Genomic DNA, 26,962 nt, shown 5'->3' on the forward strand with positions numbered 1-26,962 from the left:
ATAAATATAATATATTTGCTTCGAAGAAAATTTTAAAAAACACACCATGAAAATTACATTGAAAATAATTATTGTAGCAACCTTATTTAGTAATTTAATTCTAGTTGCTCAAAAAGGAAACAAACAAGAAGATATAAAAGCCATAAAAGCAATGTGTGGCTGTTATGAAGTGAAATTCAACTTTGCAGAAACTTTTCAAAATGAGAAAGATTCAACCTATAAAGCATCACCAGTAAAGAAAGACTATGGTCTTGAATGGGTAGAATTAGTTGAAGATTCGGCCAATAAATTGGTTTTACAGCATCTATTAATTGTAGGAGACGAAACTATTGTGAAACATTGGAGACAAGATTGGATATATGAAAACACAAACTTTTATCAATTTTTTAAGAACAAAACATGGAAATTTGAACAATTAGAACCAAAGCAAGTAAAAGGACAGTGGACACAAAAAGTATATCAAGTAGATGATAGTCCTAGATATGAAGGAACTGCTTCTTGGGTGCATGTTGATGGAAAACATTATTGGATGAACACAACAGATGCTCCTTTACCAAGAAGAGAACATACCATTAGAAATGATTATAATGTTTTGGAGAGAAGAAACATTCATGAAATTACTAATTATGGTTGGTTGCATGAACAAGATAATAGAAAAATTGCAAGAGACGATAATGGTAAAGATATTGAGGTTGCACAAGAGAAAGGATTAGATCTCTATGTTAAGGTAGAAGATTCTAAATGTGTTGCAGCACAAAATTATTGGAAAGAGCATAAAAACATGTGGAAAAACGTTAGAGATAAATGGGAAACTTTTTTTCAAAAAAATCAGACTATCCATCTTGAAAAAAGTGTTGATAACAAACCTCTTTTCATGCATTTGTTCGATTTAAAAGGAGATACTCCAAAGGCAGAGACAGACAAAATCATAGAATCATTTGTAAAAAAATAATATGTGTAGATTAAAAATAATAAAAAGAACGACAAATGGACTTTTGTTATTTTGTCCAAATGCAAACATGTTTCAATTGTCTTTTAATAATATATTATTGAATTTAACAGAATTTGAATTAGAAACCTTTAAAGATTATATTGAAAAAATAGACGAACAGTATTGGGAAAAAGAATATGAAAATTCAATCTATGAAAAGAAAGTTCCCATACCTACAACTCAAAAAAATTTAATGATAATGATAGATGTCTTTGAAATTAAAGAATTGAGAAGTTTAATGGGATTGAAGAATAAAAAAGGATTTTTATCTCTTGGTGATATAGATTATAAATTAATTTTAAATTAAGTTGTGCTTTGTGTAGGGTTGGTCACAGAGAGTCTCAAAAACAAATTGAGGCTCTTTGTTGTTTTTAGGCAGGTTGAACAAAAGTTAAAAGCACAAGTATCTTATTATTTGTTTTTGTAAATGAGTATTTTTGTTTTGGTATAAATAGAATATATTATGTTTGAAGAATATGACAAAGCATGGTCAAAATATAGAGAAAGTTCAGAAATAGTGTCTTTGCCATTAATTAGTTGGGAATTCTATAATTTACCAAGAGCAGAGCAAAAGGAGTTTAATGCGATTCAATTTTTGTGGAATGAAAAAGTGGATTACAATAAGGTTATAACTAAAGAGAAAAAAACAATAGTAATAACAGACGCTGATTTTAAAATTATTTTTGCTTCAAGCTCAATTTCAGAAATGACAGGATATAATTATCAGGAAATAAAAGGAAAATCTCCAAAGATGTTTCAAGGTAGAAAAACGTCAGAAGAAACAAAAGAAAAAATACGTCTCGCTATAAAAAATAAGAAACCATTTAAAGAAGTGATCTTAAATTACAAAAAAAATGGAGAAATCTATTTTTGCCAAATTGAAGCTCATCCTAAATTTGATAAAAGCGGAAATTTTCTTAATTATATAGCTTTTGAACAAGCAGCATAAAAAAATCCCAATCCTGGGATTTTTTTATATGGTTTTAATCTGTAATTATTTTTACTGCTTTTTTATTTTCATCTAGGGCAACAAAAGTGAATTCTCCTGTTACAGCTTTTTCCCGAGTATCATTATACATCTCCTCTATAAAAATTTCCACTCTAACTTTTATACTTGTGTTTCCAAGATAGGTCACTTTTCCAATTAATTCCACTATGGTTCCATGTGGAATAGGCTTTTTAAAGTCAATTTTATCACTACTCACAGTTACCATTTTTTGTCTGCTAAAACGAGTTGCTGTAATAAAAGCAACTTCATCCATTAACTGCATTGCAGTTCCTCCAAAAAGTGTGTCGTAATGATTGGTTGTGTTAGGAAAAACAGCTTTAAATACTCTTGTAATTGAATTTTCTATTCTTGTTTCTAAGCTCATAAAATGTAAATTATCTCATTTATTTTGTACTAAAATTCCTGAGAGATTTAAAACTCAAAAATAAGACATATCTAGGTGAAAACAATATTATTTTAGATTTAATTTAAATTATATCGAAGCCCTAAAAACGCTCGAATACCTTGGTTTGGTCCATATACATAACTAGGGTCAAAAGTTAAAGCATAAGGGTTAGTAGGTGTGGCAGTTGCATTTCCACTAGCATCAAAATCCACATCGCTGTCAAATGGATCATTAGCTCTTGCAATTAAAAAAGGGTTACTTTTGTTGGGTGTCCAATTCAATAAGTTTTTAACGCCACCATATAACTCTAAACGTCTCATTTTTTTATAGGTAAATTGAATGTTTTGAATACTCCAAACTGGAGAATACTCACTTCTAGGGTCTAATGAACCTAATAAAGGCAAACGCATTGGTCCATATAAATTACCCGAATAATCGATTGATAAATACCATTTAGGAATATCATAAGAAATTCCCCAAGTTGCACTAAATTTTTCAGTTAAAATTGGAGTAGATGTTATTCCATTTCTTTTGTTTTTAGATTCCAAAAGGGTAAAACCAAATAGTGTTTTTAAACCAAAAGGGAAAATTAATTCTAAGTTTCCTGTAACACCATAGGTTTTAGAATAGCCATTCAAATTAGAATATATAATTTGATTTGGATTTGTGTCATAATCGGGTAGAATTTGATTTTCAAAATGAGTGTACCAACTAGAAAATTCAATTACAGAATGAACTCCATTCTCAAATTGAAATTTCTTTAAGTAATTTAAATTAACATTATAAGAAGTTTCTGGATTTAAGTTTTCTGTAATGATAACGTCTCTAGATCCAGTTAAAGCAGCATGCTCTTCGGTGAATAAATTAACAACTCTAAAACCAGTTCCTGCATTAATTCTGAAAACATCATTTTCAGAAGGTTTCCATTTGTATGCTATTCTGGGAGTAAAAATGGATCCATGAACAGAATTATAATCATAACGAGCTCCTAAAAGAACACTGTGTTTCTTTGCTAATTTTATTTCGTCTTGAATGAAAAAACTATTAATTTTACTTTTTTCCGATTGAATTGTGGCTGTTGTATTATCATTATAATATTGATAGCGATACGCAATACCAAGGAGTAAGTCATGATTCTTGATTTCTTTATCCCATGTTAATTGCCCATAGGCTATTTCTTGTTCCGCTAAGAAGGAGATGTCTCCATATACAGAATTTTGGTTGTGATTAGTATAGGAAAAAGCAGCATATATATTCTCTGTAAAAGGTAATTGATACTTTCCTAATAGTTCGTAACGTTTAGTATAGATGCTTTCACCATATATTTGATTACCACCTCTAAAACTTTTATTCCATTGCATTTCACCACCCCAACGATCTTCATAGAAAAACCTACCAGCAACGCTTAGTTCTTTCTCACTTTTTCTATTAAATGTAAATTTATTAAAAATAGAAACTCTATCCTGTAGAGTAACATCTGTAAAATTATCGTTGTTATTGTCGATTGGATTGTTGTAATTGAAATAATTTATTCCCATGAGCGAATTTACCTTTTTCCCGATTTTATATTTTGCTCCCAAATCAATATTGTTTTCTAACCAAGAAGTAGTAAAGACATCAGCATAAATTAATGGAGCTGTTTCTGGGTTCTTTGTAATAATATTTATTAAACCACCAACGGCTTCACTACCATATAAAGACGAAGCTGGGCCTTTAACAATTTCAATTCTGTCTATTAATGAATTAGGAATTCCAGATAAACCATAAACGGTTGATAAGCCACTAACAATTGGCATTCCGTCTATCGTAACCATAGTATAAGGCCCTTCTAGACCATTAATATGAATATCCCCAGTATTACAAATGTTACAGTTTAATTGAGGACGAACACCGTTCACATTTTGTAAGGCTTCAAAAATGTTCGGAGTTGGGTTTTTCTTTAAGAAAGTAGCAGTATAGACTTCTACAGGAACAGGTGTTTCTAATCTAGAAACGGCTTTCAAAGTTCCAGTAACCACCACTTCATCGAGAGTATGATTTTCTTTAAGATCAATATTAATAGTGAGCTGTTGTTCATTCGTAACCTTAATTTTCTTTTTCAGAGTTTGAAAACCAATGAATGAAAAATTGATTGTATGCTCTCCATTTGGAATATCTTTTAAAATATAATAACCATTTTCATCTGCATTAATTCCTAAATTAAGTTTTGGTATAAATACAGAGGCGAAAGCTAATGGTTCATCTTTAGAAACAATTTTTCCTTTAATTGTTGTTTGTGCAAAAGTGAACGAAGAAAGCAATATGGTTGATATAAATATTTTTTTCATTAATATATAAATATAATTTTAGACAAAACTAAAAATATTATTTCGTTCAACAAAAATAATTTATTTATATTTGTTAAAAAATAACCTATGACGGTTTCAGAAGAGAATTATCTTAAAGTAATTTATCATCTTTCATTTGTTTCTCCAAAGGGAGTTAACACGAATGCTATTGCTGGAATGTTAGACACCAAGGCATCATCTGTAACAGATATGATTAAGAAATTAGCCGAAAAAGATTTGGTAAGTTATATTAAATATCAAGGAGTTTCATTAACAGAGAAAGGATTGTATTCTGCCAAAATGATTGTTAGAAAACATCGCTTATGGGAAGTTTTTCTTGTAGAAAAGTTACATTTTTCTTGGGATGAGGTTCATGAAATTGCAGAAGAATTAGAGCATATTAAATCGGAAAAGCTAATTAATAAGTTAGACGAATTCTTAGAGTTTCCTGATTTTGACCCACACGGAGACCCAATTCCAAATGCTGATGGAGAAATAAAAAAAGTGCAAAAGAAATTACTTTCAGAAGTAGCTTTACAAGTAAAATTTCAATGTGTAGGAGTTAAAGATACTTCTGTTGAGTTTTTACAATTTCTAGACAAGAAAAATATTGCCCTTGGAACTTTTATTACTATTCTAGAAAAGGAAGCTTTTGATGAAACATTAAAAATTGAAGTGAATAGCAAAACGATTACGATATCAAATAAAATAGCAAATAACTTATACGTTCAATAATTATGTATGAAGATTTAATTCATTATTTAGAAAGCATAGACCCGATTATGGCTGCTTTTTATGCTACCATGTTTACTTGGTTTGTTACAGCATTGGGAGCTTCTTTTGTGTTTTTCTTTAAAACGATGAACCGCACCATTTTAGATGGAATGCTTGGTTTTACAGGGGGAGTGATGGTTGCAGCGAGTTATTGGAGTCTGCTTTCTCCAGCAATTGAAATGAGTGAAGGGGAAGGGTTTGTTAAAGTAATGCCAGCAGCTATTGGTTTTTTAATGGGAGCATTGTTTTTGTTTGCATTAGATAAAACACTGCCTCATTTACATATTAACTTTAAAGAAAGCGAAGGTATTAAATCACCTTGGCAGCGAACAACGTTGTTAGTTTTAGCGATTACGCTTCATAATATTCCAGAAGGATTGGCTGTTGGTGTACTATTTGGAGGAGTTGCAGCAGGAATTCCAGAAGCTTCAATAGCTGGAGCAGTGACTTTAGCTATTGGTATTGGTATTCAAAATTTTCCTGAAGGGATTGCAGTTTCAATGCCATTGAGAAGAATGGGAATGAGCAGAAGAAAAAGTTTTATGTATGGTCAGGCTTCAGCAATTGTAGAGCCAATTGCAGGAGTAATTGGAGCAGTAGCAGTCACTTTTTTTACACCAGTTTTGCCATATGCGTTGGCTTTTGCAGCTGGGGCAATGATATTTGTAGTGGTTGAAGAAGTAATTCCAGAAACACAACAGGATAAAAACACAGATATTGCAACACTCGGATTTATAGGAGGATTTATAGTTATGATGAGTTTAGATGTTGCTTTGGGATAAAATGGTTACATTAGTATAAAATTTTATACTATGAAAACAGTTTTTATTTTTCTAACCATTTTTTTATCACAATGTGCATCTAAGCATACAGATGAAGTGATGGCCGATAACAAAGAAAAGCTTTCAAGCACGATACTTTTGAACACAAAAGAAGCTGTGGCTATTGGAAACGACTATGAAATGAAAATTACCAAATTAGTTTCAGATTCTCGATGCCCTGAGGGTGTAAATTGTGTTTGGATTGGTCAGGTTGAGATGAATATTGGGGTTTATAAATCTAAAAAACTGATAGAAGAAAAAGTAATCTTGGTTACTTCTACTACTTTTGAAGAGAATAAAAAGTGGTTTGCTAAATATATTTTAGGCAATAATAAATCAATTATATCCATTGAAGTAAAACCAAATAGAGTAAAAGATATAGCGATTAAAGAAAACGAGTATTTACTTGAAATTTTAAGTAAATAACTAGTAATTAATGGCAAGCACAATCATCTCCGCAAGAACTTGATTTTTTAGATTTCTTTTTCCAAAGGAATTTTCGAATTAAAAATCCTATTGCAACAGCAAGTGTTATGTAAACTAATATTTTTTGAATGTCCATAATTTTTTTTTAAAAATAAATCCCTGCACCTAAAGTTACAAAATTATAAGTAGGTTCAGCAATTTTTAAGTGTTCAAATCCTAAAGAGAAAAAATAACTTTTCTTATGAAACTTACTTTGTAATTCAAAAGAATTTACAGGATGTGTATTAATAGTACTCCATTTTGCAGTTCCAGTAAAACTAATGTTTCTACTTAAGAAATAATCAGCATTCAATCCGTAGGCAAACCCCGCTTTCTTTACTTCATTACCAATATAAGTTGCTCCAAGGCTCCAACCTAAATTAAACCGATTAAATCTGATTCGATCATAGCAAAGGTTAAATTGAAAAATTGAAAGCCTGTAATTTTTATTATAGATTTTGTCAAATTCGTAAAGTTGATGAAAATCGGTTTGAAGATAAAAATACTGAAAAGGTCTTATTTTTGCTTTTAGATGATTACCAAATAAATTGTTACTATTATATATAAAACTATTCTCTAAATCCAGACGCATTTTGTTTCCGTAAAGAGAATCATTACTATCAAAATTGCCATAGCTTCCTTCTTTAAACGGATAGGGAGAAAGTTTGTTGTAAAGATGTTCTTCTTTGCTGTAATCGCCTATTAATCCATATTTAATTGTACCGTAAGTAATATAGATGAAACCATCAATAATTATATCTGCAAATAAATTATTTGAGGAAGAGGATGAAGACGAATTGTTTCTTGAAGACGATGTTGTTGAAGAATTATTGTTTACTCCAGAACTTTCCGTAAGGGCCTCTTTCGATTTTTCTATCTTTTTTTGACTATTCATGTTTGAATGAAATCCAAAAAAAACAATGACAAAAAAGAGTAACAATTGATTTTTCATAAGAAGATTTTCAATTAATGCAACAAAAACTAAGCCATTTTATTTTAAAATTTGATAAGCTATTAATGCTGTTAAATAGGCAAAACCACTCATAAAAACAAATTGAATCAAAGGCCATTTCCAAGAATTGGTTTCCTTTTTAACAATAGCAATCGTGGACATGCACTGCATTGCAAATGCATAAAAGAGTAATAACGAAACACCCGAAGCAAAATTGAATATTTTTTCACCAGTTGCAGCATGTACTTCAGCAGCCATTCTTTTTCTAATGGTCACTTCTTCTTCACCATGATTCCCAACGTTATAAATCGTTGCTAAAGTACCCACAAAAACTTCTCTTGCAGCAAAGGAACTCACAACTGCAATGCCTATTTTCCAATCATAGCCTAGTGGTTTAATTATTGGTTCGATGGTTTTACCCATAATTCCTATATAAGAGTTTTCTAATTTATAACTAATTGTTTTGTTTTCAATAGTTTCAGAAGAAAGTTCCTCTTTGTTTTTAGCCATTTCTTGAAGGACTATTTTTTCTGCATTTTTAAAGTTTGAAGTTGGTCCATGAGAACCTAAGAACCATAATATTATAGATAAGGCCAAGATAATTTTTCCAGCACCAGTTACAAATGATTTTGTTTTTTCTATAACATTTAAAGCTACATTTCTAAACATTGGAATTTTATAAGAGGGCATCTCGATTACAAAATACGACTTACAATTTAATTTTAGAAAATAGTTTAAAATCATTGCAGAAACTATTGCCATACCGAAACCAAGAAGATATAATAACATTAAAGTTAACCCTTGTAAACTTAAAAAACCAAAAACTTTTTCTTTGGGAATAATTAATGAGATAAGAATGGCATAAACAGGAAGTCTTGCAGAACAAGTCGTGAAAGGAGTAACCAATATGGTAATTAATCGCTCTTTCCAATTCTCAATGTTTCTTGCCCCCATAATTGCAGGGATAGCACAAGCAGTACCGGAAATTAAAGGAACAATGCTTTTTCCAGATAATCCGAATTTACGCATTATTTTATCCATTAGAAAAACCACACGACTCATATAGCCACTTTCTTCTAAGACAGATATAAATAAGAATAAAAATGCGATTTGAGGAATGAAAATCACAATGCCGCTTATTCCAGGAATAATTCCTTCGCTTAATAAGTTTGTAAATTCTCCTGCAGGTAAATGGTTTTTTGTATAGGTACTTAACGATGTAAATGTTTCATCAATAAAATCCATTGGTATAGTGCTCCAATCAAAAATAGATTGGAAAATAAGCATCAGAATACCAAAAAATATTAGATACCCAAAGACTTTGTGTGTTAGTACTCGATCTAGTTTGGCTCTAATATCTGTTGCTTTAGTTTTATCAATCTTCTGACCAATTTTAAGCGTATCGTTAATAAACTGATAACGCTTTATAGTCTCTTTCTGTTGTAGCCTTTTTAAATCACTATGCGATTTGGTAAAAGAGTTTTTAATTTCATTACGTTCTAAGTTTAAGAAATTAACATCTTGTGTAATAACCAACCAAAGTTTGTATAATAGTTGGTTAGGAAAAGCCCTTCTCAAGTTGTCGAAATATTCGGGGTCTATAACAGAAGCATTCAAACAAGGCTCGGTTGATAAAGAGCTATAATTGACTATTAAAGATTTAAGTTCGTCTATCCCTGTTTTTTTTCTAGAACTAACCAATGCAATTTTAGTGTTTAACTCTCTTTCTAGTGTTGGAATATCCAGTTCAATCCCTTTTAACTGCATTCTATCTGCCATATTAATGACAAGGATAGTTGGAATCTCTAAATCTTTTATTTGGGTGAATAAAAGTAAATTACGTTTTAAATTTTCTACTTCAGTTACTACAATCGCTACATCTGGGAAATCTTCATCTTTTTTATTAAGAAGAAGTTCAATAACTACATTCTCATCAATAGAACTAGCGTTTAAACTATAAGTTCCTGGTAGATCTATTATCTTAGCTTTTATGTTTTCTGATAATTTACAAATTCCTTGTTTTTTTTCAACAGTAATACCAGGGTAATTCCCAACTTGTTGATTTAAGCCTGTAAGTTGATTGAATACGGACGTTTTACCCACGTTAGGATTTCCTATTAAAGCAACTTTTATGGTAGAATTTTGCATTAGGTTAAATAGCGTTTTCGGTAATTATTATAATCTCTTTTGCTGTTTCTTTGCGAATAGCAACATGAGAATCATTAATATTAAAATAATAAGGATCGCCTAAAGGAGCAATTTGAATTAGTTCTATTAAATTGCCAGGTAAACAACCCATTTCTAATAATTTTAGCGGGATTTCATCAATGTTAATTTCATCGATTAATCCCTTTTCACCAATTTTTAAATCAGATAATATTTTTTTCAAGCTTATTTAGATTGAATTAAAATACAAAGGTACTCAATAATTAGAAAAGGAATCATAAAATAGGAATAAAAAAAATTATTCCTTATCACAAAGGTATAGAATGTCTTCGTAGAGTTTTTTTACATCTTCTTGATTTGTGCCATCATAGAATCCTCTAATTCGTCTTTTTTGGTCAATTAAAATAAAATTTTCAGTATGAACCATATCATACAATTCTTCTGGTTTACCTGTTTTAACTGCTAAATACGATTTTCGAGCAATGTAATAAATGTCTTTTTTGTTTCCAGTAACTAAGTTCCACTTAGAATCAATAACTCCTTTTTCAATGGCATATTTTTTTAGCACCGAAACACTATCAATATCTGGAGTTACAGAGTGGGAAAGCAGCATTACTTTAGGATTATTTTTTATTTTATCTTGAAGCCAAACCATATTGTCTGTCATTTTTGGACAAATAGAAGGACAAGTTGTAAAGAAAAAATCGGCTACATAAACTTTACCTTCATAATCTTTTTGAGAAATAAGTTTCCCGTTTTGATTGGTAAACTCAAAATCGGGAATAATATGATTGTAACCAATATGTTGTACTGTTGTGTCAACTAATTCAGGATTTACATCTCTTGGATTGTAAATTTGTAATTTTTTCTGAGGTTTTAAAAGTGTATAAATACCAACAAATATGCTTATTAAAATGGCACAAAATGCAACTATAAAACCAAAATGTTTTTTGTTGTTTATTTTCATAGTAGCTACAAAATTAAAATTTTATGTTCGATTTCTAACAAAACAATTGTTAATGTTATAATAATCAAATTATTCTATAAAAATTCTGATTATATTTGTCAGTTACTAAATAAAAATCATAAATAATGAAAAAAACCTACATTTTACTATTATTAACATCATTTTGTGGTTTTGCTCAATTTAATTCTTCTGCACCGTGGAATATAAACAGTGAAACAGCAAAAAAAGGTCAGATGACTATTGATGAAGAGGTTACTTTATTTAATCAATATTGGTCAAATAAAGATAAAAATGTTAAAGGCTCTGGACATAAGCCTTTTATGAGATGGGAAAATTATTGGAGAAATAATACAAATGCTCAAGGGTATTTGATTACACCTCAAGAGATTAGTACTGCGTTTCAACAAAAACAACAAGCAAAATTAAATAAAAGTGCTTCATTACCACCAAGTAATTGGCAGCCAGTAGGACCGTTCACCCATACCAATACAGGTTCTTGGTCTTCTGGACAAGGAAGAGTGAATATTGTCTATGTTGACCCTTCTAATCCAAATACAGTGTATATTGGTACTCCAGCAGGCGGTATTTGGAAATCTACCGATGCTGGAGTTAACTGGACTCCGCTTTCTGATAATTTACCTCAAATTGGGGTTTCAGGAATTGCAGTAGATCACTCAAATTCAAATGTAATTTATATTGCAACAGGTGATAAAGATGCGGGAGATACTTATTCAATTGGTGTTATGAAATCTATTGATGGTGGAGTAACTTGGAATACAACGGGGTTGTCTTTTGCAAATACCAGTTCAAGAGCTGGTGATATTATTATGCACCCTACAAATAATCAGATATTATTGTGTGCTACTAGTCAAGGAATTTTTAAAACTACAGATGCAGGTGCAACTTGGACTAATGTGCAATCTGGAAATTTTGCTCAAGGATCAATTAGATTTAGACCTTTAGTTAGCGCTCACGTTTATGCAGTATCAAACAATAGGTTTTATAAATCTACTGATACGGGATCCACATTTACAAGCACTGCAACTGGTTTACCTTTAGCTACTGATCCCTTAGTTCCTCCTTCAAGAATGATAATGGAAGTAACACCTGCGGATATTGGTTATATTTATATTCTTGCATATTCAGGAGATAAAGGAGAAGTTAGTGGTCTTTTAGGTTTGTATAGATCTACAAATGCAGGTCTAAGTTTTTCTTTAAGAACAAATACAGCTAGTCCAAACCCAACAGATATTTTAGAGTCACGTCAAGGTTGGTTTGATTTAGCATTAGCTGTGTCTCCAACGAATGCAGAAGAAGTATATACAGGCTGTTTAAATATTTGGAAATCTACAACAGGTGGAACAGCTTTTACAAAAATAAACAATTGGGATCAACCAACATCAAATCAATATACACACGCAGATATTCATTATTTAGGATATCATGGAAATAAATTATATTGTGGTAGTGACGGAGGAGTATATGTTTCTTCTGACAATGCAGGTAATTTTACCGATTTAACCGCAACAGCACAAATAGGTCAATTCTATAAAATAGCAGTTTCAAGCCAAACCTCTGCGAATATGGTAGGAGGTTTGCAAGATAATGGAGGCTATGGTTTTAGTAATGGTCTTTGGAAAAATTATTATGGTGCAGATGGGATGGATACTGCTGTGGATCCTACAAATCAAAATAAATATTATGGTTTCACTCAGTATGGGTCGTCTTTAAACATTTCAAATACAGCAGGAGATAATTTATCGAGTCAAGTTGGAGCCCCATCTGCAGAAACAGGAGCAAATGATAGAGGAGGAAACTGGATTACACCTTTGAAAGCAAATGGTTTAGGAGAAGTTTTTGCAGGGTATGAAAGATTATATAGATTAAGTGGCAACAGTTGGGTACAACAAAGTAATGCTGCTATTGGGACAGGAGATATTGACTATATTGAAGTTGCTCCATCTAATGATAATACTATGTATGTTGCGAATGGAGGTCAATTGTATAAAAGTTTTAATAAAGGAATAGCTAATTTCTTGTTTTATACCGCATCTAGCGCTATTACTTCAATAGAAGCACATCATTCGGATGTAAATATTGTATATTTAACAACTAGTGGAACAGGAGGTCAGGTTTTAAAATCTACAGATGGTGGTATTAATTTTACAGATTTTTCTACAGGATTACCAAATATTGCTAAGAATGTAATTGTTCATCAAGGGCAAAACAATAACAATCCTTTATATGTAGGAACTAGTTTAGGTGTTTACTATAGAGATGATAGTATGTCGCAATGGGAACCGTTTGACACTAATTTACCGAACGTTTCTGTAAGAGATTTAGAGATTAATTTAGTAGATTCTAAATTAATAGCTGCTACTTATGGTAGAGGTATTTGGCAAACAGACATACCTCAAGGTTCATTATCTAGTGAAGATTTTAAATTAACAAAAATTAGTATTTATCCTAATCCATCTAGAGGGGTGTTTACTATTGCTCTTGGCAATGTGCAACCAAAATTAATAGAAGTATATGATGTAACAGGAAAAATTATTCTCTCTAAAACAAAAAGTGTTATTACAAATTTCGAAACGAATTTAGATTTAACTTCTGCTTCAAAAGGAATATATTTTGTTAAAATAGATTCTGATACAGGAACAACAACAAAAAAAATTATTAAAGAATAAATTTTTTAAATAGAGTTGACAAAAAGTCAACTCTATTTTTTTGTACTCCATTCATAATTTAACCTTGTGCTTATGAAATATAAAATCAAACTTCTATTTTTTTTATTTATAAGTATTGCATTATTCTCTCAAGATAAAGCAATCCAGAAAAAAATGTATTTTTCTACTGAAAAAATGTCCGCACAAGAAGCAATTGCTGTCTTTTTGAAAGAATATAAATTAAATGGAGATTATGATTTCCGACTATTATACTCAAACATAGACAGAAGAGGTATCGAGCATAAAAAATTTCAACAATATTATAAAGGGATTAAAGTAGAATTCGGAATTTTAATTACTCATTCAAGAGAAGATCAAGTGTTTTTAATTAATGGGGAATTATACAATACCAATACAATTAGCACAAGTCCAAAGAAAAGTGCAAATGATTGTTTTCAAATTGCTATTCAAAAAATAAACGCGAATTCTTATTTGTGGGAAAATGAGATGCAATCTGTATTAATGGAATATAAAAAACCAAAAGGAGAGTTGGTCCTAGTTCCAGATATTAAGAAAAGAGAAGTTAATTTAGCATATAAGTTTGATATTTATGCAACTAGTCCCATTTCTAGGGAAGAAATATATATAGATGCAAAAACAGGAGAGGTGTTATTTTCGAATAAAATTATTAAACATGCTAATTCATTAATTTCTGATAATGATATTTTGAAACGAAAAAAAGAGGTAGAAAACACTATTTTGTTGGTAACAGGTTCTGCTGACACTAGATATAGTGGAACAAAGGAAATTGAAACTACATTTGATGGTACAAATTATATACTGAAAGATCAAACAAGAGGTCAAGGAATAGTCACATTTAATTGTGAGAGTACATTTAATTATCAGAATGTTGATTTTACAGATGATGATAATAATTGGTCTGCAGCTGAGCACGATAATGTTGCGAAAGATAATGGTGCTTTAGATGCACATTGGGGTGCAGCAACAACTTATGATTTTTGGTTAGATATTTTTGGAAGAAATAGTTTTGATGATAATGGAGCAAGTATTAGAAGTTATGTCCATTTTGGGAATAATTATAATAATGCTAGTTGGAATGGATCTTTTATGACTTATGGTGACGGAAACAGTTTTGATATATTGACTTCTATAGACGTTTGTGGACATGAAATTGGACATGCGGTATGTACTTATACAGCTAATTTAGTTTATCAAAATGAGTCTGGAGCTTTGAACGAAGGTTTTTCGGATATTTGGGGAGCATGTATTGAACATTATGGAAGAACAGGGAGTATCCAAAATCCAATTGCTAATTCGGTTTGGCAAATAGGAGAAGATATTTCAAGCACACCTTTACGTTCCATGAGTAACCCGAATTCGGTTAATCATCCAGATACATACTTAGGAACAAACTGGTATTCTGGAGCTGCAGATAATGGCGGTGTTCATACCAATTCAAGTGTTCTTAATCATTGGTTTTATATTTTAACAGTAGGAGAATCAGGAACCAATAATGCTCCAGATCCAGACACATATAATGTTGTAGGTATTGGAATGGAAAAAGCTTCAGAAATCGCTTATTTAGCAGAAAGAGATTATTTAACCCCAAATGCTACTTTCGAAGACGCCAGAAATGCAACTATCGAAGTAGCTAGTTCAATTTATTGTGCTAATAGTAGCGAAGTAATAGCGGTTACCAATGCTTGGTATGCTGTTAATGTAGGGGAACAGTATGTAGCTGTTACAGATGATATAGCTTTGTTTTCTATTGAAAACTCAAACAATATCTCTTGCAGTTCTTCAACGATAACAAGAGAAATAACATTAAGTAATCAAGGTCTAAATGCTATATCAACTGCAACCATTTCTTATGTTTTAGATGGAGATCCAGCAATAGTATCAACATGGAATGGAAATTTAGAACCTTGTTCTCAAATGGTTTATCCTATAACTATAAACGGATTAACAAGAGGAGCCCACACGTTAGAAGTAACCACATCAATTCTTAATGACGGAAGAGCAGAAAACAACACTAAAACCATTTTACTTTTAATAAATGATGAAGGTGTTATTAATCAAATTAATCCATTTACAGACATATCAGATGCTTTAGTTTCATACAATTCGAGTGGATTATCTTCGCAATGGATAAGAACAGAAAGAACTGGAGATGCCTTGGAAACCCCTGGAAATATGGTGTATTCTACAAATGTAACGGGAAATTACCCCAATAATATAAAAACCTATCTGGTTTCCCAATGTTATAATTTATCTGCTGTCACAAATCCTGAAATTAGTTTTTCGATGCAATATGATTTAGAAGAAAACTGGGATCTTGTTTATGTTGAGTATTCAACAGACTTTGGAGCTAATTGGACAGTGCTTGGAGAAATGGCATCGAACTGGTATAATAGTGATAGAACCTCACAAACTACAGGATCAGACTGTAATAACTGCAAAGGAGCACAATGGACAGGATCAGAAATTAATATGACCACATACTCTTATCCGTTAAGTAGTTTAAGTTCGCAAACAAATGTTGTTTTTAGAATTGTTTTTCATTCAGATCAAGCAGTAAATAAATTAGGAGTTAATATTGATGATTTTGTTATAAACGGAACTTTATCAAGTGTGAATTTTGAACAGAATATTATTAAAATTTATCCTAATCCCTCAAAAGGAGTTTTTAGTGTTTCTTCAAACAATATTAAATTAAATGCAATTGAAGTTTTTGATATAAGTGGAAAACTTTTATTCAGTATAGACAGAAATTTAGAAAGCACACTAGAAACAAGTGTAGATTTAAGAAACATTTCTAGTGGAATTTATTTTATTAAAGTGAGTTCTGAAAATGGAATTTTTTCTAAAAGAATTGTTAAAGAATAGTGCTTGTTTTTAGTACCTAGCTCAAAAAAAGTATATTTGTCGTTAAGACTACTTTAAAAAAACTAAACAATAAAATGAGAAATTATATTTTTAAAGGAAGTATTTGCTTCCTTTTTTTAGCATCTTTATTTAATTCCTGTAAGCCAAGTCAACCAGTTCAAAAGGCTTCGGTTGGAATAAATACGAATCATATGGATAAATCGGTGCGACCAGCAGATGATTTTTTTAGATTCGTGAATGGTAAATGGTTAGATAATACTGAAATTCCAGCAGACAGAACAAGATGGGGAAGTTTTGATGAACTTCGCAAAAAAACAGACGAAGACGTAATGCTAATTCTTAAAAAAGCATTAGTAGACAGAACAATTGATCCAAATTCTGATCAAGGGAAAGCCATAAGTCTTTATAAATCAATATTAGATACAGAAACGAGAAACAAACAAGGGATAACTCCTTTAAAACCTTACTTAGAAAAAATTGAAGCTGTTAAAAATTCAAAGGATTTAATTACTCTTATTACAGAAATGGAAAAAGAAGGAGGATTAGGTTTTTTGGGAACTTACGTTGGAACCGATGCAAAGAATAGTACTAGAAATGTAGTTTATTTAGGTACAGGAAGTTTAGGATTGCCAGATAGAGATTATTATACATCAGATGCAGCAGACAATAAAGAAAAAAGAGAAAAATACCAAGAGCATATTGCAAAAATGTTATTGTTTTTGGGAGAAACAGAAGAACAAGCCAAAGCAAATGCGAAAGATATTTTAGCATTAGAAACAAAAATGTCTGAATCTACATTTGACAGAGTTGAAAGAAGAGATAGGAGAAAGTCCTATAATCCAATGACAATGAAAGAACTGAATAAATTGGTTCCAGCGGTTGAATGGGAAAAATATTTTGAAGAAATTGGTATTGGAAAATTAGATACAATTATTGTCTCTCAACCTAAATATTTGGCAACAGTACAAGACATTATTAAAAAGAACGATGTTGCCACTTGGAAAGAATATATGAAGTGGACATTACTTCGCCGAACTTCGAGCTTATTAAGTACAGAAATTGGTGATGCAAATTGGGAATTTTATGGAAAAACATTAACAGGTGCTGTAAGACAACGTCCCGAAGATGAAAGAGCGTTGCAAACTGTTAACGGTACACTTGGAGAGGCTTTAGGAAAATTATATGTTGCTGAAAAATTCCCTGCTGAAGCAAAAGAAAAAGCACAAGCAATGATTGCAAATGTTTTTAAAGCATTTGAAAATAGAATAGACAATTTACCGTGGATGACTAAGGAAACTAAGGAAAATGCAAAATTAAAATTACGCAAATCAAGAGTCAAAATTGGTTACCCAGATAAATGGAAAGACTATTCGGAATTAGAAATTAAATCACCTAAAGATGGAGGTACTTATTTTGAAAACATGAGAAATGCTTCTATTTGGGGTACAAGAGAAAATTTTAAAAAATTAGGGAAACCAGTTGACAAAGAAGAATGGGGAATGTCTCCGCAGACGGTAAACGCTTATTTCAATCCTTCTTATAATGAAATTGTTTTTCCAGCAGCAATTCTACAGCCTCCATTTTATGATTATAAAGCAGATGAAGCTGTAAATTATGGAGGAATTGGTGCTGTAATTGGACATGAAATTTCTCATGGATTTGATGATTCAGGATCAAGATATGATGCAGACGGTAATTTAGTAAATTGGTGGAGTGAGCAAGATCTATCTCAATTTACAGGTTTAGGAACTGCTTTAGCAGATCAATACTCAAGTTTACAGCCTTTACCAGGTATTTTTGTAGATGGTAAATTTACATTAGGTGAAAATATTGGTGATTTAGGAGGTGTTAATGCAGCCTATGATGGATTACAGATTTATTTAAATGAAAATGGTAACCCAGGTTTAATTGATGGATTTACGCCAGAGCAACGTTTCTTTATTTCTTGGTCAACTATTTGGAGAAGTAAAATGCGTGATGAAGCAATTAAAAACCAAGTAAAAACAGACCCTCATTCACCTGGAATGTATAGAGCTTATGTACCTTTACAAAATGTGGATGCCTTCTATGAAGCGTTTGATATTAAAGAAGGAGACGGAATGTATATAGCTCCAGAAAAAAGAGTCAAAATTTGGTAATAAAATAGTATGATATAGTTAAAATCCTAAGTGAAAGCTTAGGATTTTTTTATGTCTTTTTTAGTGCTTTATTTACCATAAATAAGCCTGTTAAAGTAATGAAGCCCCCTATAGCTATAGCTATTGTTAAAGGTTCATTAAATAAAACATATCCAAAAAAAAGAGCTACAATTGGATTTATATAGGCATATAAACTACTTATTTCTTTTGGTAAATTTTCTAACGTATAAATAAAAGCAATAAATGTTAATACAGAGCCAAAAACAACGAGATATGCAATAGATAACCAAGATACAGCAGGGATTTCAGATAATGGAATAGCACTGCCATTTATATTTGTTACACTTAAAAGAACCGCACTAGAGATTAGCATTTGCAGTCCTAAACTAAAATAGGGATTAAAGTTGGTTCTATTTTCTCGAATATAAATAGAAGATAAAGCCCAAGTAAAAGTAGCAATTACAGATAGTAGGATTCCAAATCGAAATTGAGGGTTAAGAAAATCATTTAAATAATCATAGAAAATTACACATATGCCTAGGAAACAAATAACAAGCCCAACAGTAGCTCTCCAAGAAATTTTCTCACCTCTAAAAAAACTAATAATTACAATCCATAATGGAAATATTGAACCAATAATTGCACCCAAGCCACTAGAAATATATTTCACTCCCCAAGTACTCAAACCATTACTAAGCATAAAATTTAAGATGCTTAACACTAGGATATTCCTCCATTGCCGCTGTGTTGGCCAAGGAGCTTTTTTAATTAAGAAATAGATTAAATAGATAATGCCTCCAAACAGTTGTCTAAGTGCTACAAGTTGCATAGCATTCATATATTTCACCCCTTCTTTTGAAGCAATCCAAGTTGTTCCCCAAAAAAAACTAATCCAGCAAAGTGCAAAAAAAGGAAGACCAATTGCATTTTTTTTCTTTTTTATATAGTCGTGAAAAACACTAAAATAAGCCATTTTTAAATCTCTTTTTTGAAAGTATAAGATAAAAAAGATTCAATTTTTTTGCTTGAAATAATTTTACCTTTACTTGTAGTATTTTTTACAAATGTAGGTAAAGCCAAATTCATTTTTACAGCTTTTTTGTGATAATAATCTTGTCTCTTTGGGTGTTGAGGTGCAACGGCATTAAAGACTTGATTATTTTGCATTTTGTCGGATGGATTTAGTTCGAGTTTTTTCTCAATAACAGCTTCAATAATTCCAATACAATCTTCTTGATGAACAAAATTAATAGGAGCATCTGGATTTTCAACATTTTCTTTTCCAGCAAGATAGTTAATAGGATGTCGATTTTCACCTATTAATCCACCAAATCGGATTATAGTTGAGTCAAAATGAGTGTTTTTTACTAATAATTTTTCAACTTCAACCAATTGTCTGCCACTTTCAGTGTCTGGATTTGTTGGTGTTTCTTCTGTAATTTCTTGAATCGGAAAGGTATCACTATAAACAGAAGTGGAACTAATGAAAATTATTTTTTTTACACCAGACTTTTCAATTTCAGTAATTAATAATTTTATTTTATTAACGAATGAAATAGAAGTATCCCTCCTCAACCCAGGTGGAATATCGATAATTAAAATTTCAGAATCATTAAAAAAATCAGTTATATTTCCTTCTATCTTGTTTTCGAATAGAGAAACTAAATACGGTTGAATTTTATTGGTTTCTAATAGTGAAAGTTTGTCTTCTGAAGTAGTTGAACCTTTAATCGAAAAACCGTTTTCAATTAATGTTTTAGCTAATGGCAATCCTAACCAACCACAACCCAGTATGGAAATTTGTTTATTCATATACTTCTTCATCTTCGAATTCTAATGTTGGTATTGGTAAATTATTAAAATCTATTTTTGATATTAACTCTAATTGTTTTGCTTCAATCATATTAAACTTTAAAATTTCATACGGAAAATATTCTATTGTAAATTCATCTATTTCTTTTTCTTTACCAATAATTTGACAAGCTTTAAAATAACCTTCTTTTGAATAAGAAAGAAGTTGCATATAGTGCAAAAACAATGGTTTCTCAGGGAGTTCTATTGAAATTAAATAATTTTCATTTTCAATTATTTTTCTGGCAATAGTATTTGCAATTTCAGTACAAGAAATAGGATTGTTGTTTAAGAGAATTTTATTTTCATTTGTTAAATGTAAAGTAATAAGATTTTCATAGTTAAGCTTAAAAGAATTATTTTCAAATAGACCAACAGAATGTTCTTGGTAAATAGCCTCTTTTAATTTTATTTCTTTTGGATATGCAGCAAAAGCAATTTCATAATCAGAGTTGGCATAAATTATTTTTTCAATATCATATACTTTTTTCAGAGGGACATTTTCATCTACATTCAATTGCACAAAAGGTTTGAAAACACTATACTGAGGGTATTTATCTTTTTCCAAAATATTCATCAAAAATTCAATAGAATCTAATTCTTTGTTGTTATAGCTAATTTTTAAATCTTTTGTAATAAAGAACTCTTTCTTTTTGTGTCTTAACGAAAGTGATTCTGCAAAAGGAACTTTTGGTAAGCGAATATTTCCTTTTATATAAGGATTTTGAGAATGCTTTTCTTTGAAATATTTTTCAACATCCCAAAGATTAATTTTAGAAAAACTAAATGCTAAAACTGAAATTAATAGAAAAGAGCCCATTAAGTATTTGAAATAATTGCGAATGGTTAAACCTAACCCTTGCCACGATTGAAGAAATAAAACAAGTATAATTAACACAAACAAATAAGGATATTCTTCATAAAAACTAAAATACTCATAAAAAACAGGAGCATAATTTACTTTATGTCCAAAACTAACCATGTTTAAAAAGCTATACATGGTTGCGAATCTAAAAATCCACAACAAGAAAAACCAAATCCAGATATTTTGGTTGTGCACTATTTTTTTCCGTTTGAATTGAATTCGCTTTTCTCCAAATTTTTTATTGGTATCGAAAATAATTTTTAGAAAAAAACTTTGCCCAATGATTAAAGCTAAAAAAGCATAGAATAAATTATAGAAAAGTAATTCGTTTTTAGAAAATTCCAAATAATTGAAATGATCACTAAAAGTCAAAACACGTAGCAAATCTCTACCCAGAATAAAGAATTGGTACAAAAATAAACTTAATAAAACACTCACTATAAAACCAGCCCAAAATCTAAATTTTGAAATTGGAAGGGATTGTCTTGAAAGTATTTTTTTTCTTTTTTCTTTCATCTTTTTTCTGAAATCTAACTATCTTTTTTCACCAAAACAAAACCATCATTTTCAATTGCCATATACCCTTGGTCGTATAAAAAGTAATACATGTTGCCAGTTTTAGTTTGATAAATAGATGTGAAAAATTCAAAATCAAAACCTTTGCTTACCAATTTTGTTTTCGTAGTTTTAGTTTTATTTTCAGGGTTTAATTCAGAAAGAATACGATAATTTTTACGCAATTTGTTATTAATATTGCGCATTAAATTAGTTTGATCTTTATTTTGTCTATTATTGTAAGAATTTCTACAACCATCAGAACAGAATTTTTTATCTTCTCTTCCAATAATTTTTTCATTACATTCTAAGCAGTTTCTACTCATAATTATTCATTGTAAGGAACGAAGCAATCTAATCATTCCATTTTGGTATTATTTACTTTTTCAAAGGGTTTTAATTTTTATTCTTTCTAGAATCACTTTCTAGAATAGCATATTCAAAATTATCCGACCAACCCGATTTTAAAGGTAAAATTTGTCGGCAACGTCCTTCTCTTATCATTCCAACTTTTTCTAATACTTTAATCGAACCCAAATTTTCCACAGCACAACCTGCTTGAATGCGGTGTAATTTTAATTCATTGAAGCAAAATGTTATGATACTATTTAAAACTTCAGTAGCATATCCTTTATTCCAAAAATTGGAATGAATTTTGTACCATATTTCTGCACTTTTGTATTTCTTATTTCCGATTTTTATTCCAAACAAACCAATACTGTTATTATCACTTTGTTGTTCAATTATAAAAGTGTAATTTGCTATTTCAGTTCGTTGATTTTCTTTAATCCATGGTGTTATGATAGCTTTTGTTTCTTCAATATCATCTGGAATTCCTAAGGTATTGTATTCGTCTGTTTCTGCTAACGAATGTAAATTATGAATAAAATCTAAATCCGTATGCTGAATCAATCTTAATTTCGTTCTTTCAGTTACTAATTTAATTTCATTCATTCTTCAAACTGATTTTTATAGACTAAAGCTTGTTTAATATGTGCCAAATGATGATTGCAATGCCATGCATATAAACTCGCAACTTCTTTTAATTGAAAGGATTTTTTAGATTCCGGATGAAAATAGGTTCTTTCCCAATCTTCATTTGTCATTGCATTTAAGATTAAAGACCACTTGTGATGAATGGCTTTTAAAATCATCATAGAATGAGAAATATCATCGTTTGAACCATCAACTAAATTTGCCCAGACATCTTCTGCATAGGGCTTTATAGTTGGATGCTCTTCTGTGAGAGCCAATTTGAATCGCATAAAAGCATTGATGTGACTATCTGAACAATGGTGTATTACTTGTTTGATGTTCCAACCCTTTGGGCGATACATCCAATTTAATTCTTCAATAGTTAAGTTAGTCGTTATCGTTTCTACTTCTTTTGGGAAATTAGTAATTGTAGCTATCCAATTTTCTAATTCTTTTGTAGAAATGTTGCTTGGCGTTTCAAATTCTCCAATTGGAAATTTTAGTTTTTGTAGATTCATATTATTTCTTAAAATTAAACACAACTTCTTTTTTACTATCTTCAAAATAAGCATAGACATTCACTTCATTATCGGATACTTTTTCAAACGTGAAATGGTCAAAATACATTCTGTTTTTCTCTTTTTTAATGAATCTAAAATCTTCAGATTTATCTTTTTCTTCCCATCCTTTTAAGTCCTCATCAAAATGTTTAATTTGATATAATAATGTTTTGTCTTTCTCTATAATATGACCTAATTCATAGAAAACGATTTTACCATTAGCTACTAATTTGAAGTTGAAAAGCATTGAACCAGCAGAAGGTGTACTCCAATTTTCTTCAAATTGTCCTCCAAATGCTTCTCCTCTCCAGTTTCCAGCAAGCCATTTAATGTCTTCGAGCGTTGCCTTTTCTGAACCTTTTTCATCATTATAATGTAAGGTGTTTTGTGCAAAACAAAATGTTGAAAAACAAAGAATCAAAAATAATGGTTTCATTTTGCTCGTTTTTTTATTTAGTAAAACCCTTTGCAAAAGTTGTTAAACATCTAGTAAAGGGTTTGTATTATAAATTATTTATTAAGGACTATTTTAATTTCTTTAAGCTATATAAATCGTGTCTTCTATCTTTCATGATTTTCACACTTCCGTGAACATGTAGTTCTTTCAATAAATTAATATCGACATCAACAACTAAAGTCATTTCTGTGTTTGGAGTTGCTTCAGCTTTGATTCCGTTACTCGGGAAAGCAAAATCAGAAGGTGTAAACACAGCTGCCTGCGCATACTGAATATCCATATTATTTACTTTTGGTAAATTACCCACACAGCCAGCAATGGCAACATAACATTCATTTTCAATGGCTCTTGCTTGTGCACAATGTTTCACGCGGGTGTACCCGTTTTGAGTATCGGTAAGGAAAGGAACAAATAAAATATTCATACCCTCATCTGCCATTAAACGCGATAATTCTGGGAATTCAACATCATAACAAATTACAATTCCAATTTTTCCACAGTCAGTATCGAATGTCTGGATAACATCTCCACCAGTCATGCCCCAATGGAAAACTTCATTAGGCGTAATGTGAATTTTTCGATACATTTCATACGTTCCATCTCTTCTGCATAGGAACCCAACATTGTAAACATGTCCGTCTTCTATATAGGGCATGCTACCACTAATAATATTAATATTGTAGGCGATGGCATATTCTTGAAATTTTTTACGAATAGGATCGGTATATTTAGCTAATTCTTTTATGGCTTCAGCTTCAGAAAGGTGGTTGTAATCTGCCATTAAAGGAGCTGTGAATAATTCTGGGAATAATGCAAAATCACTTTCATAACCCGAAACAGCATCAATAAAGAATTCTACTTGTTCATAAAGTGCATCTAGATTAGACAAGGAACGCATTTGCCATTGAATGAGTCCCAAACGAACAATACTTTTATCTACATTGATTAGTTTTTTAGTGTCTTCATAATAGATATTGTTCCATTCTAAAAGCACTGCATATTCTAAAGATTCTGAATCGCCAGCTAAATAATTTTTTAATACACGAACTTCGTGAAAATCGTTACTCAATTGAAAAGATAAAACAGGGTCATATATTTCTTTTCTTTTTACTTTATCGATATAAACTTTCGGAGTAATTTCATTTGCATATTTTCCGTAGTTAGGGATTCTTCCTGCAAAAATGATGGAACGCAAATTTAATTGTTCACACAGTTCTTTTCTTGCGTCATAAAGTCTTCTTCCTAAACGTAAGCCTCTATAATTTGGATTTATAAAAACATCAATACCATATAATACATCTCCAAATTCATTATGAGTCGAAAATGTATAGTTACCAGTAATATCTTTATATGTTTTTGTTTTGAAAGCAAAGCCTTCTGTAACTAAAATGGACAAAGCAGAGCCAACAACAACACCATCTGCAACAATAACGAGTTGCCCTTCTGGGAAAACATTTAGGAGTTTTTTTATATGATCTTCTTTCCAGTAGGAGCCTGCCATTTCTGGATAAGCTTCAATCATAGATTTTTTTAATTCTTTGTAATCTTCAATCTGTAGATTTCTTAATTCTACTTTTTTAATTGCGTTTGACATATAAATTATTGGTTTGTAACCAAAGATAGTAAAAATATTATCCGTTTACAAACGGTTACAATTATTTACAACCGAAAGTAAGTAGGTAATTACCGAATAATTTTTAAAAGTTAAATAATCTTTGCACTGTCGAAATGAAAGAATATATAAACCATTTAAATTTTTACAAGCCATGAAAAATAGAGTACAAATAATTGGACACGTAGGTCAAGAACCTGAAATTAAAACATTAGAATTAGGAAAAAAATTAGCGAATTTATCTATAGCTACAAACGAAGTATATTATCGTGACAACGGAGATAAAGTTGAAAAAACAGAATGGCATCGTGTTACAGCCTGGGGAAAAACAGCAGAAATTATTGAAAAATATGTTACTAAAGGTAAAGAAATAGGTGTTGAAGGAAGGTTATCAACTAGGAGTTATGATGATAAAGATGGAGTTAAACGCTATATTACAGAAATTGTTGCAAATGAAGTGTTGCTTTTAGGGAAGTAATTATGAAAAGAGGCTATCCTAAAAGTAAAAAATCGACACTTTTTGTCACTCCGACGCAAGGAGGAGTCTTATAATCAGTGTTATGTGGTTTCTCCTTGTGTAGAAATGATAAGATTACAGGCTTTTAGGATAGCTTCATTATTAAAAAATATTTTTTGCCACTCTATAAGTATTTGCATGTGCTTCAATTATGGTTTTAATGTCTGGAGAATAACCACCACCCATTGAAACTTGTATCGGAATTTGGTATTTTGCACACAATTCAAAGACAATCTCATCTCGTTTTTTGCAACCTTCTAAAGTGCACCCTAAATTGCCTAATTTATCGGTTGCTAAAATATCAACACCAGATAAATAGAAGATAAAATCGGGTTTTTGTTCATTAATAAGTTTTGGAATTATGCTTTGTATTGTTGATATAAATTCATCATCAGTTGTATTATTTTCAAAAGCAATATCTAAGTCTGATTTTTCTTTTTTGAAAGGATAATTCGTTTTCCCATGTGTGGAAAAGGTGAATACATTTGGATTGTTTTGAAAAATTTCGGCTGTTCCGTTGCCTTGGTGCACATCTAAATCTAAAATTAGAATTTTAGTAGCTAATTTTTTGTTGAGAAGAAATTGTGCTGCAATGGCTTGGTCGTTTAATAAACAAAATGCTTCACCATGAGTAGAATAGGCATGATGTGTTCCTCCAGCAATATTAAATGCAACTTTAGTAGTTAGTGCTTTTTGAGCACCTATAATTGTTCCTTCCGCAATTCTTAATTCTCGCTCGACTAATGCAGCGGAAAGAGGAAAACCAATTTTTCGAGCAGCTCTGGGGTTTAATGTTAGATTTAATAGATGATTTACATATTCTTGATTGTGCACAGCTAAAACATGTTCCAATGCACATTTTTTGGGTTCAAAAAAATCAGATTTTAAAGCAGTTCCTTCATGTAGTAATTGTTGTGGTAACAATTCATATTTTAACATAGGGAAGCGATGCCCTTCGGGTAAAGGATGTTTATATATTGGATGATAAGCAATTGAAAACAT

General features: G+C 30.8%; 26 protein-coding genes. 10 read left to right on the plus strand and 16 right to left on the minus strand.

The features are described from left to right. The first annotated feature begins 46 nt into the window (after nt 1–46). From ACZ49Z_RS07165 to ACZ49Z_RS07175, 3 genes are all read left to right on the plus strand, one after another. Nucleotides 47–952 (plus strand): DUF6607 family protein, encoded by a 906-nt coding sequence (locus ACZ49Z_RS07165; protein WP_464307499.1) that lies wholly within the window; start codon nt 47–49, stop codon nt 950–952. A 1-nt stretch (nt 953) separates the two neighbouring features. Beyond that, the gene (locus tag ACZ49Z_RS07170; protein ID WP_464307500.1) at nt 954–1,298 is read left to right on the plus strand and encodes a DUF6686 family protein; all 345 of its coding nucleotides are present in this window, start codon (nt 954–956) and stop codon (nt 1,296–1,298) included. Nucleotides 1,299–1,454: 156 nt separating this feature from the next. Continuing rightward, nucleotides 1,455–1,940 (plus strand): PAS domain-containing protein, encoded by a 486-nt coding sequence (locus ACZ49Z_RS07175; RefSeq protein ID WP_464307501.1) that lies wholly within the window; start codon nt 1,455–1,457, stop codon nt 1,938–1,940. 34 nt (nt 1,941–1,974) lie between these two features. Here ACZ49Z_RS07175 and ACZ49Z_RS07180 read toward each other — a convergent pair whose 3' ends face one another. Both ACZ49Z_RS07180 and ACZ49Z_RS07185 read right to left on the minus strand, forming a co-directional pair. Beyond that, nucleotides 1,975–2,364 carry an acyl-CoA thioesterase gene (locus ACZ49Z_RS07180; RefSeq protein WP_464307502.1) on the minus strand — a complete coding sequence of 130 codons (390 nt, stop codon included), beginning with the start codon at nt 2,362–2,364 and terminating at the stop codon, nt 1,975–1,977. Between the two features lie 98 nt (nt 2,365–2,462). Beyond that, nucleotides 2,463–4,712, minus strand: a complete 2,250-nt coding sequence (locus ACZ49Z_RS07185; protein ID WP_464307503.1) for a TonB-dependent receptor — start codon at nt 4,710–4,712, stop codon at nt 2,463–2,465. An 87-nt stretch (nt 4,713–4,799) separates the two neighbouring features. On the opposite strand from ACZ49Z_RS07185, the gene ACZ49Z_RS07190 reads away from it, so the two are divergent. Genes ACZ49Z_RS07190 through ACZ49Z_RS07200 form a run of 3 tightly spaced genes read left to right on the plus strand, consistent with a single transcriptional unit; the run spans nt 4,800 to nt 6,733 of the window. Then, the gene (locus ACZ49Z_RS07190) at nt 4,800–5,447 is read left to right on the plus strand and encodes a metal-dependent transcriptional regulator (RefSeq protein WP_464307504.1); all 648 of its coding nucleotides are present in this window, start codon (nt 4,800–4,802) and stop codon (nt 5,445–5,447) included. Between the two features lie 2 nt (nt 5,448–5,449). Beyond that, a complete protein-coding gene (locus ACZ49Z_RS07195) occupies nt 5,450–6,268 on the plus strand; it encodes a ZIP family metal transporter (RefSeq protein ID WP_464307505.1) in 819 nt (272 codons plus the stop codon). Nucleotides 6,269–6,298: 30 nt separating this feature from the next. Then, the gene (locus ACZ49Z_RS07200; protein WP_464307506.1) at nt 6,299–6,733 is read left to right on the plus strand and encodes a hypothetical protein; all 435 of its coding nucleotides are present in this window, start codon (nt 6,299–6,301) and stop codon (nt 6,731–6,733) included. A gap of 7 nt (nt 6,734–6,740) precedes the next feature. Here ACZ49Z_RS07200 and ACZ49Z_RS07205 read toward each other — a convergent pair whose 3' ends face one another. The 5 genes from ACZ49Z_RS07205 to ACZ49Z_RS07225 form a co-directional block, all read right to left on the minus strand. Next, nucleotides 6,741–6,869, minus strand: a complete 129-nt coding sequence (locus ACZ49Z_RS07205) for a FeoB-associated Cys-rich membrane protein (RefSeq protein WP_464307507.1) — start codon at nt 6,867–6,869, stop codon at nt 6,741–6,743. Nucleotides 6,870–6,878: 9 nt separating this feature from the next. Further along, nucleotides 6,879–7,667, minus strand: coding sequence for a hypothetical protein (locus ACZ49Z_RS07210; protein ID WP_464307508.1), 789 nt, complete (start codon nt 7,665–7,667; stop codon nt 6,879–6,881). A gap of 96 nt (nt 7,668–7,763) precedes the next feature. After that, on the minus strand, nt 7,764–9,872 hold the full coding sequence (gene feoB, locus ACZ49Z_RS07215; protein WP_464307509.1) for a ferrous iron transport protein B: 2,109 nt from the start codon (nt 9,870–9,872) through the stop codon (nt 7,764–7,766). A gap of 4 nt (nt 9,873–9,876) precedes the next feature. After that, nucleotides 9,877–10,113, minus strand: a complete 237-nt coding sequence (locus ACZ49Z_RS07220) for a FeoA family protein (RefSeq protein WP_464307510.1) — start codon at nt 10,111–10,113, stop codon at nt 9,877–9,879. A gap of 75 nt (nt 10,114–10,188) precedes the next feature. Beyond that, entirely contained in the window at nt 10,189–10,857 is a 669-nt protein-coding gene (locus ACZ49Z_RS07225; protein WP_464307511.1) for an SCO family protein, read from the minus strand. A gap of 125 nt (nt 10,858–10,982) precedes the next feature. Between ACZ49Z_RS07225 and ACZ49Z_RS07230 the strand changes: the two genes are divergently transcribed. The 3 genes from ACZ49Z_RS07230 (at nt 10,983) to ACZ49Z_RS07240 (ending at nt 18,568) form a co-directional block, all read left to right on the plus strand. After that, nucleotides 10,983–13,544 carry a T9SS type A sorting domain-containing protein gene (locus tag ACZ49Z_RS07230; protein WP_464307512.1) on the plus strand — a complete coding sequence of 854 codons (2,562 nt, stop codon included), beginning with the start codon at nt 10,983–10,985 and terminating at the stop codon, nt 13,542–13,544. A gap of 72 nt (nt 13,545–13,616) precedes the next feature. After that, complete coding sequence (locus ACZ49Z_RS07235) at nt 13,617–16,430, plus strand: M4 family metallopeptidase (protein WP_464307513.1); 2,814 nt, start codon at nt 13,617–13,619, stop codon at nt 16,428–16,430. A gap of 74 nt (nt 16,431–16,504) precedes the next feature. Further along, the gene (locus ACZ49Z_RS07240; protein WP_464307514.1) at nt 16,505–18,568 is read left to right on the plus strand and encodes a M13 family metallopeptidase; all 2,064 of its coding nucleotides are present in this window, start codon (nt 16,505–16,507) and stop codon (nt 18,566–18,568) included. A gap of 49 nt (nt 18,569–18,617) precedes the next feature. Here ACZ49Z_RS07240 and ACZ49Z_RS07245 read toward each other — a convergent pair whose 3' ends face one another. The 8 genes from ACZ49Z_RS07245 to ACZ49Z_RS07280 all read right to left on the minus strand — a co-directional run bounded on the left by ACZ49Z_RS07245 (nt 18,618) and on the right by ACZ49Z_RS07280 (nt 25,425). Continuing rightward, nucleotides 18,618–19,541 (minus strand): DMT family transporter, encoded by a 924-nt coding sequence (locus ACZ49Z_RS07245; RefSeq protein ID WP_464307515.1) that lies wholly within the window; start codon nt 19,539–19,541, stop codon nt 18,618–18,620. A gap of 2 nt (nt 19,542–19,543) precedes the next feature. Continuing rightward, nucleotides 19,544–20,380: an NAD(P)H-binding protein gene (locus ACZ49Z_RS07250; RefSeq protein ID WP_464307516.1), complete on the minus strand. Its 837-nt coding sequence runs from the start codon at nt 20,378–20,380 to the stop codon at nt 19,544–19,546. Beyond that, nucleotides 20,373–21,800, minus strand: coding sequence for a hypothetical protein (locus ACZ49Z_RS07255; protein WP_464307517.1), 1,428 nt, complete (start codon nt 21,798–21,800; stop codon nt 20,373–20,375). The genes ACZ49Z_RS07250 and ACZ49Z_RS07255 overlap by 8 nt, the downstream gene beginning before the upstream one ends. A gap of 14 nt (nt 21,801–21,814) precedes the next feature. Beyond that, on the minus strand, nt 21,815–22,165 hold the full coding sequence (locus tag ACZ49Z_RS07260; protein WP_464307518.1) for a hypothetical protein: 351 nt from the start codon (nt 22,163–22,165) through the stop codon (nt 21,815–21,817). Between the two features lie 70 nt (nt 22,166–22,235). Next, nucleotides 22,236–22,793, minus strand: coding sequence for a GNAT family N-acetyltransferase (locus ACZ49Z_RS07265; protein WP_464307519.1), 558 nt, complete (start codon nt 22,791–22,793; stop codon nt 22,236–22,238). Beyond that, nucleotides 22,790–23,332, minus strand: a complete 543-nt coding sequence (locus ACZ49Z_RS07270) for a YfiT family bacillithiol transferase (RefSeq protein ID WP_464307520.1) — start codon at nt 23,330–23,332, stop codon at nt 22,790–22,792. The genes ACZ49Z_RS07265 and ACZ49Z_RS07270 overlap by 4 nt, the downstream gene beginning before the upstream one ends. A 1-nt stretch (nt 23,333) precedes the next feature. Then, nucleotides 23,334–23,810 carry a DUF6265 family protein gene (locus ACZ49Z_RS07275; RefSeq protein WP_464307521.1) on the minus strand — a complete coding sequence of 159 codons (477 nt, stop codon included), beginning with the start codon at nt 23,808–23,810 and terminating at the stop codon, nt 23,334–23,336. Between the two features lie 88 nt (nt 23,811–23,898). Beyond that, complete coding sequence (locus tag ACZ49Z_RS07280; RefSeq protein ID WP_464307522.1) at nt 23,899–25,425, minus strand: GNAT family N-acetyltransferase; 1,527 nt, start codon at nt 25,423–25,425, stop codon at nt 23,899–23,901. A 172-nt stretch (nt 25,426–25,597) separates the two neighbouring features. Here ACZ49Z_RS07280 and ACZ49Z_RS07285 point away from each other — a divergent pair, with 172 nt between their 5' ends. Continuing rightward, a complete protein-coding gene (locus ACZ49Z_RS07285) occupies nt 25,598–25,921 on the plus strand; it encodes a single-stranded DNA-binding protein (RefSeq protein WP_464307523.1) in 324 nt (107 codons plus the stop codon). A gap of 141 nt (nt 25,922–26,062) precedes the next feature. Here ACZ49Z_RS07285 and ACZ49Z_RS07290 read toward each other — a convergent pair whose 3' ends face one another. Next, the gene (locus ACZ49Z_RS07290) at nt 26,063–26,962 is read right to left on the minus strand and encodes a histone deacetylase family protein (RefSeq protein WP_464307524.1); all 900 of its coding nucleotides are present in this window, start codon (nt 26,960–26,962) and stop codon (nt 26,063–26,065) included.

Source organism: Flavobacterium sp. KY-23415, assembly GCF_055384985.1.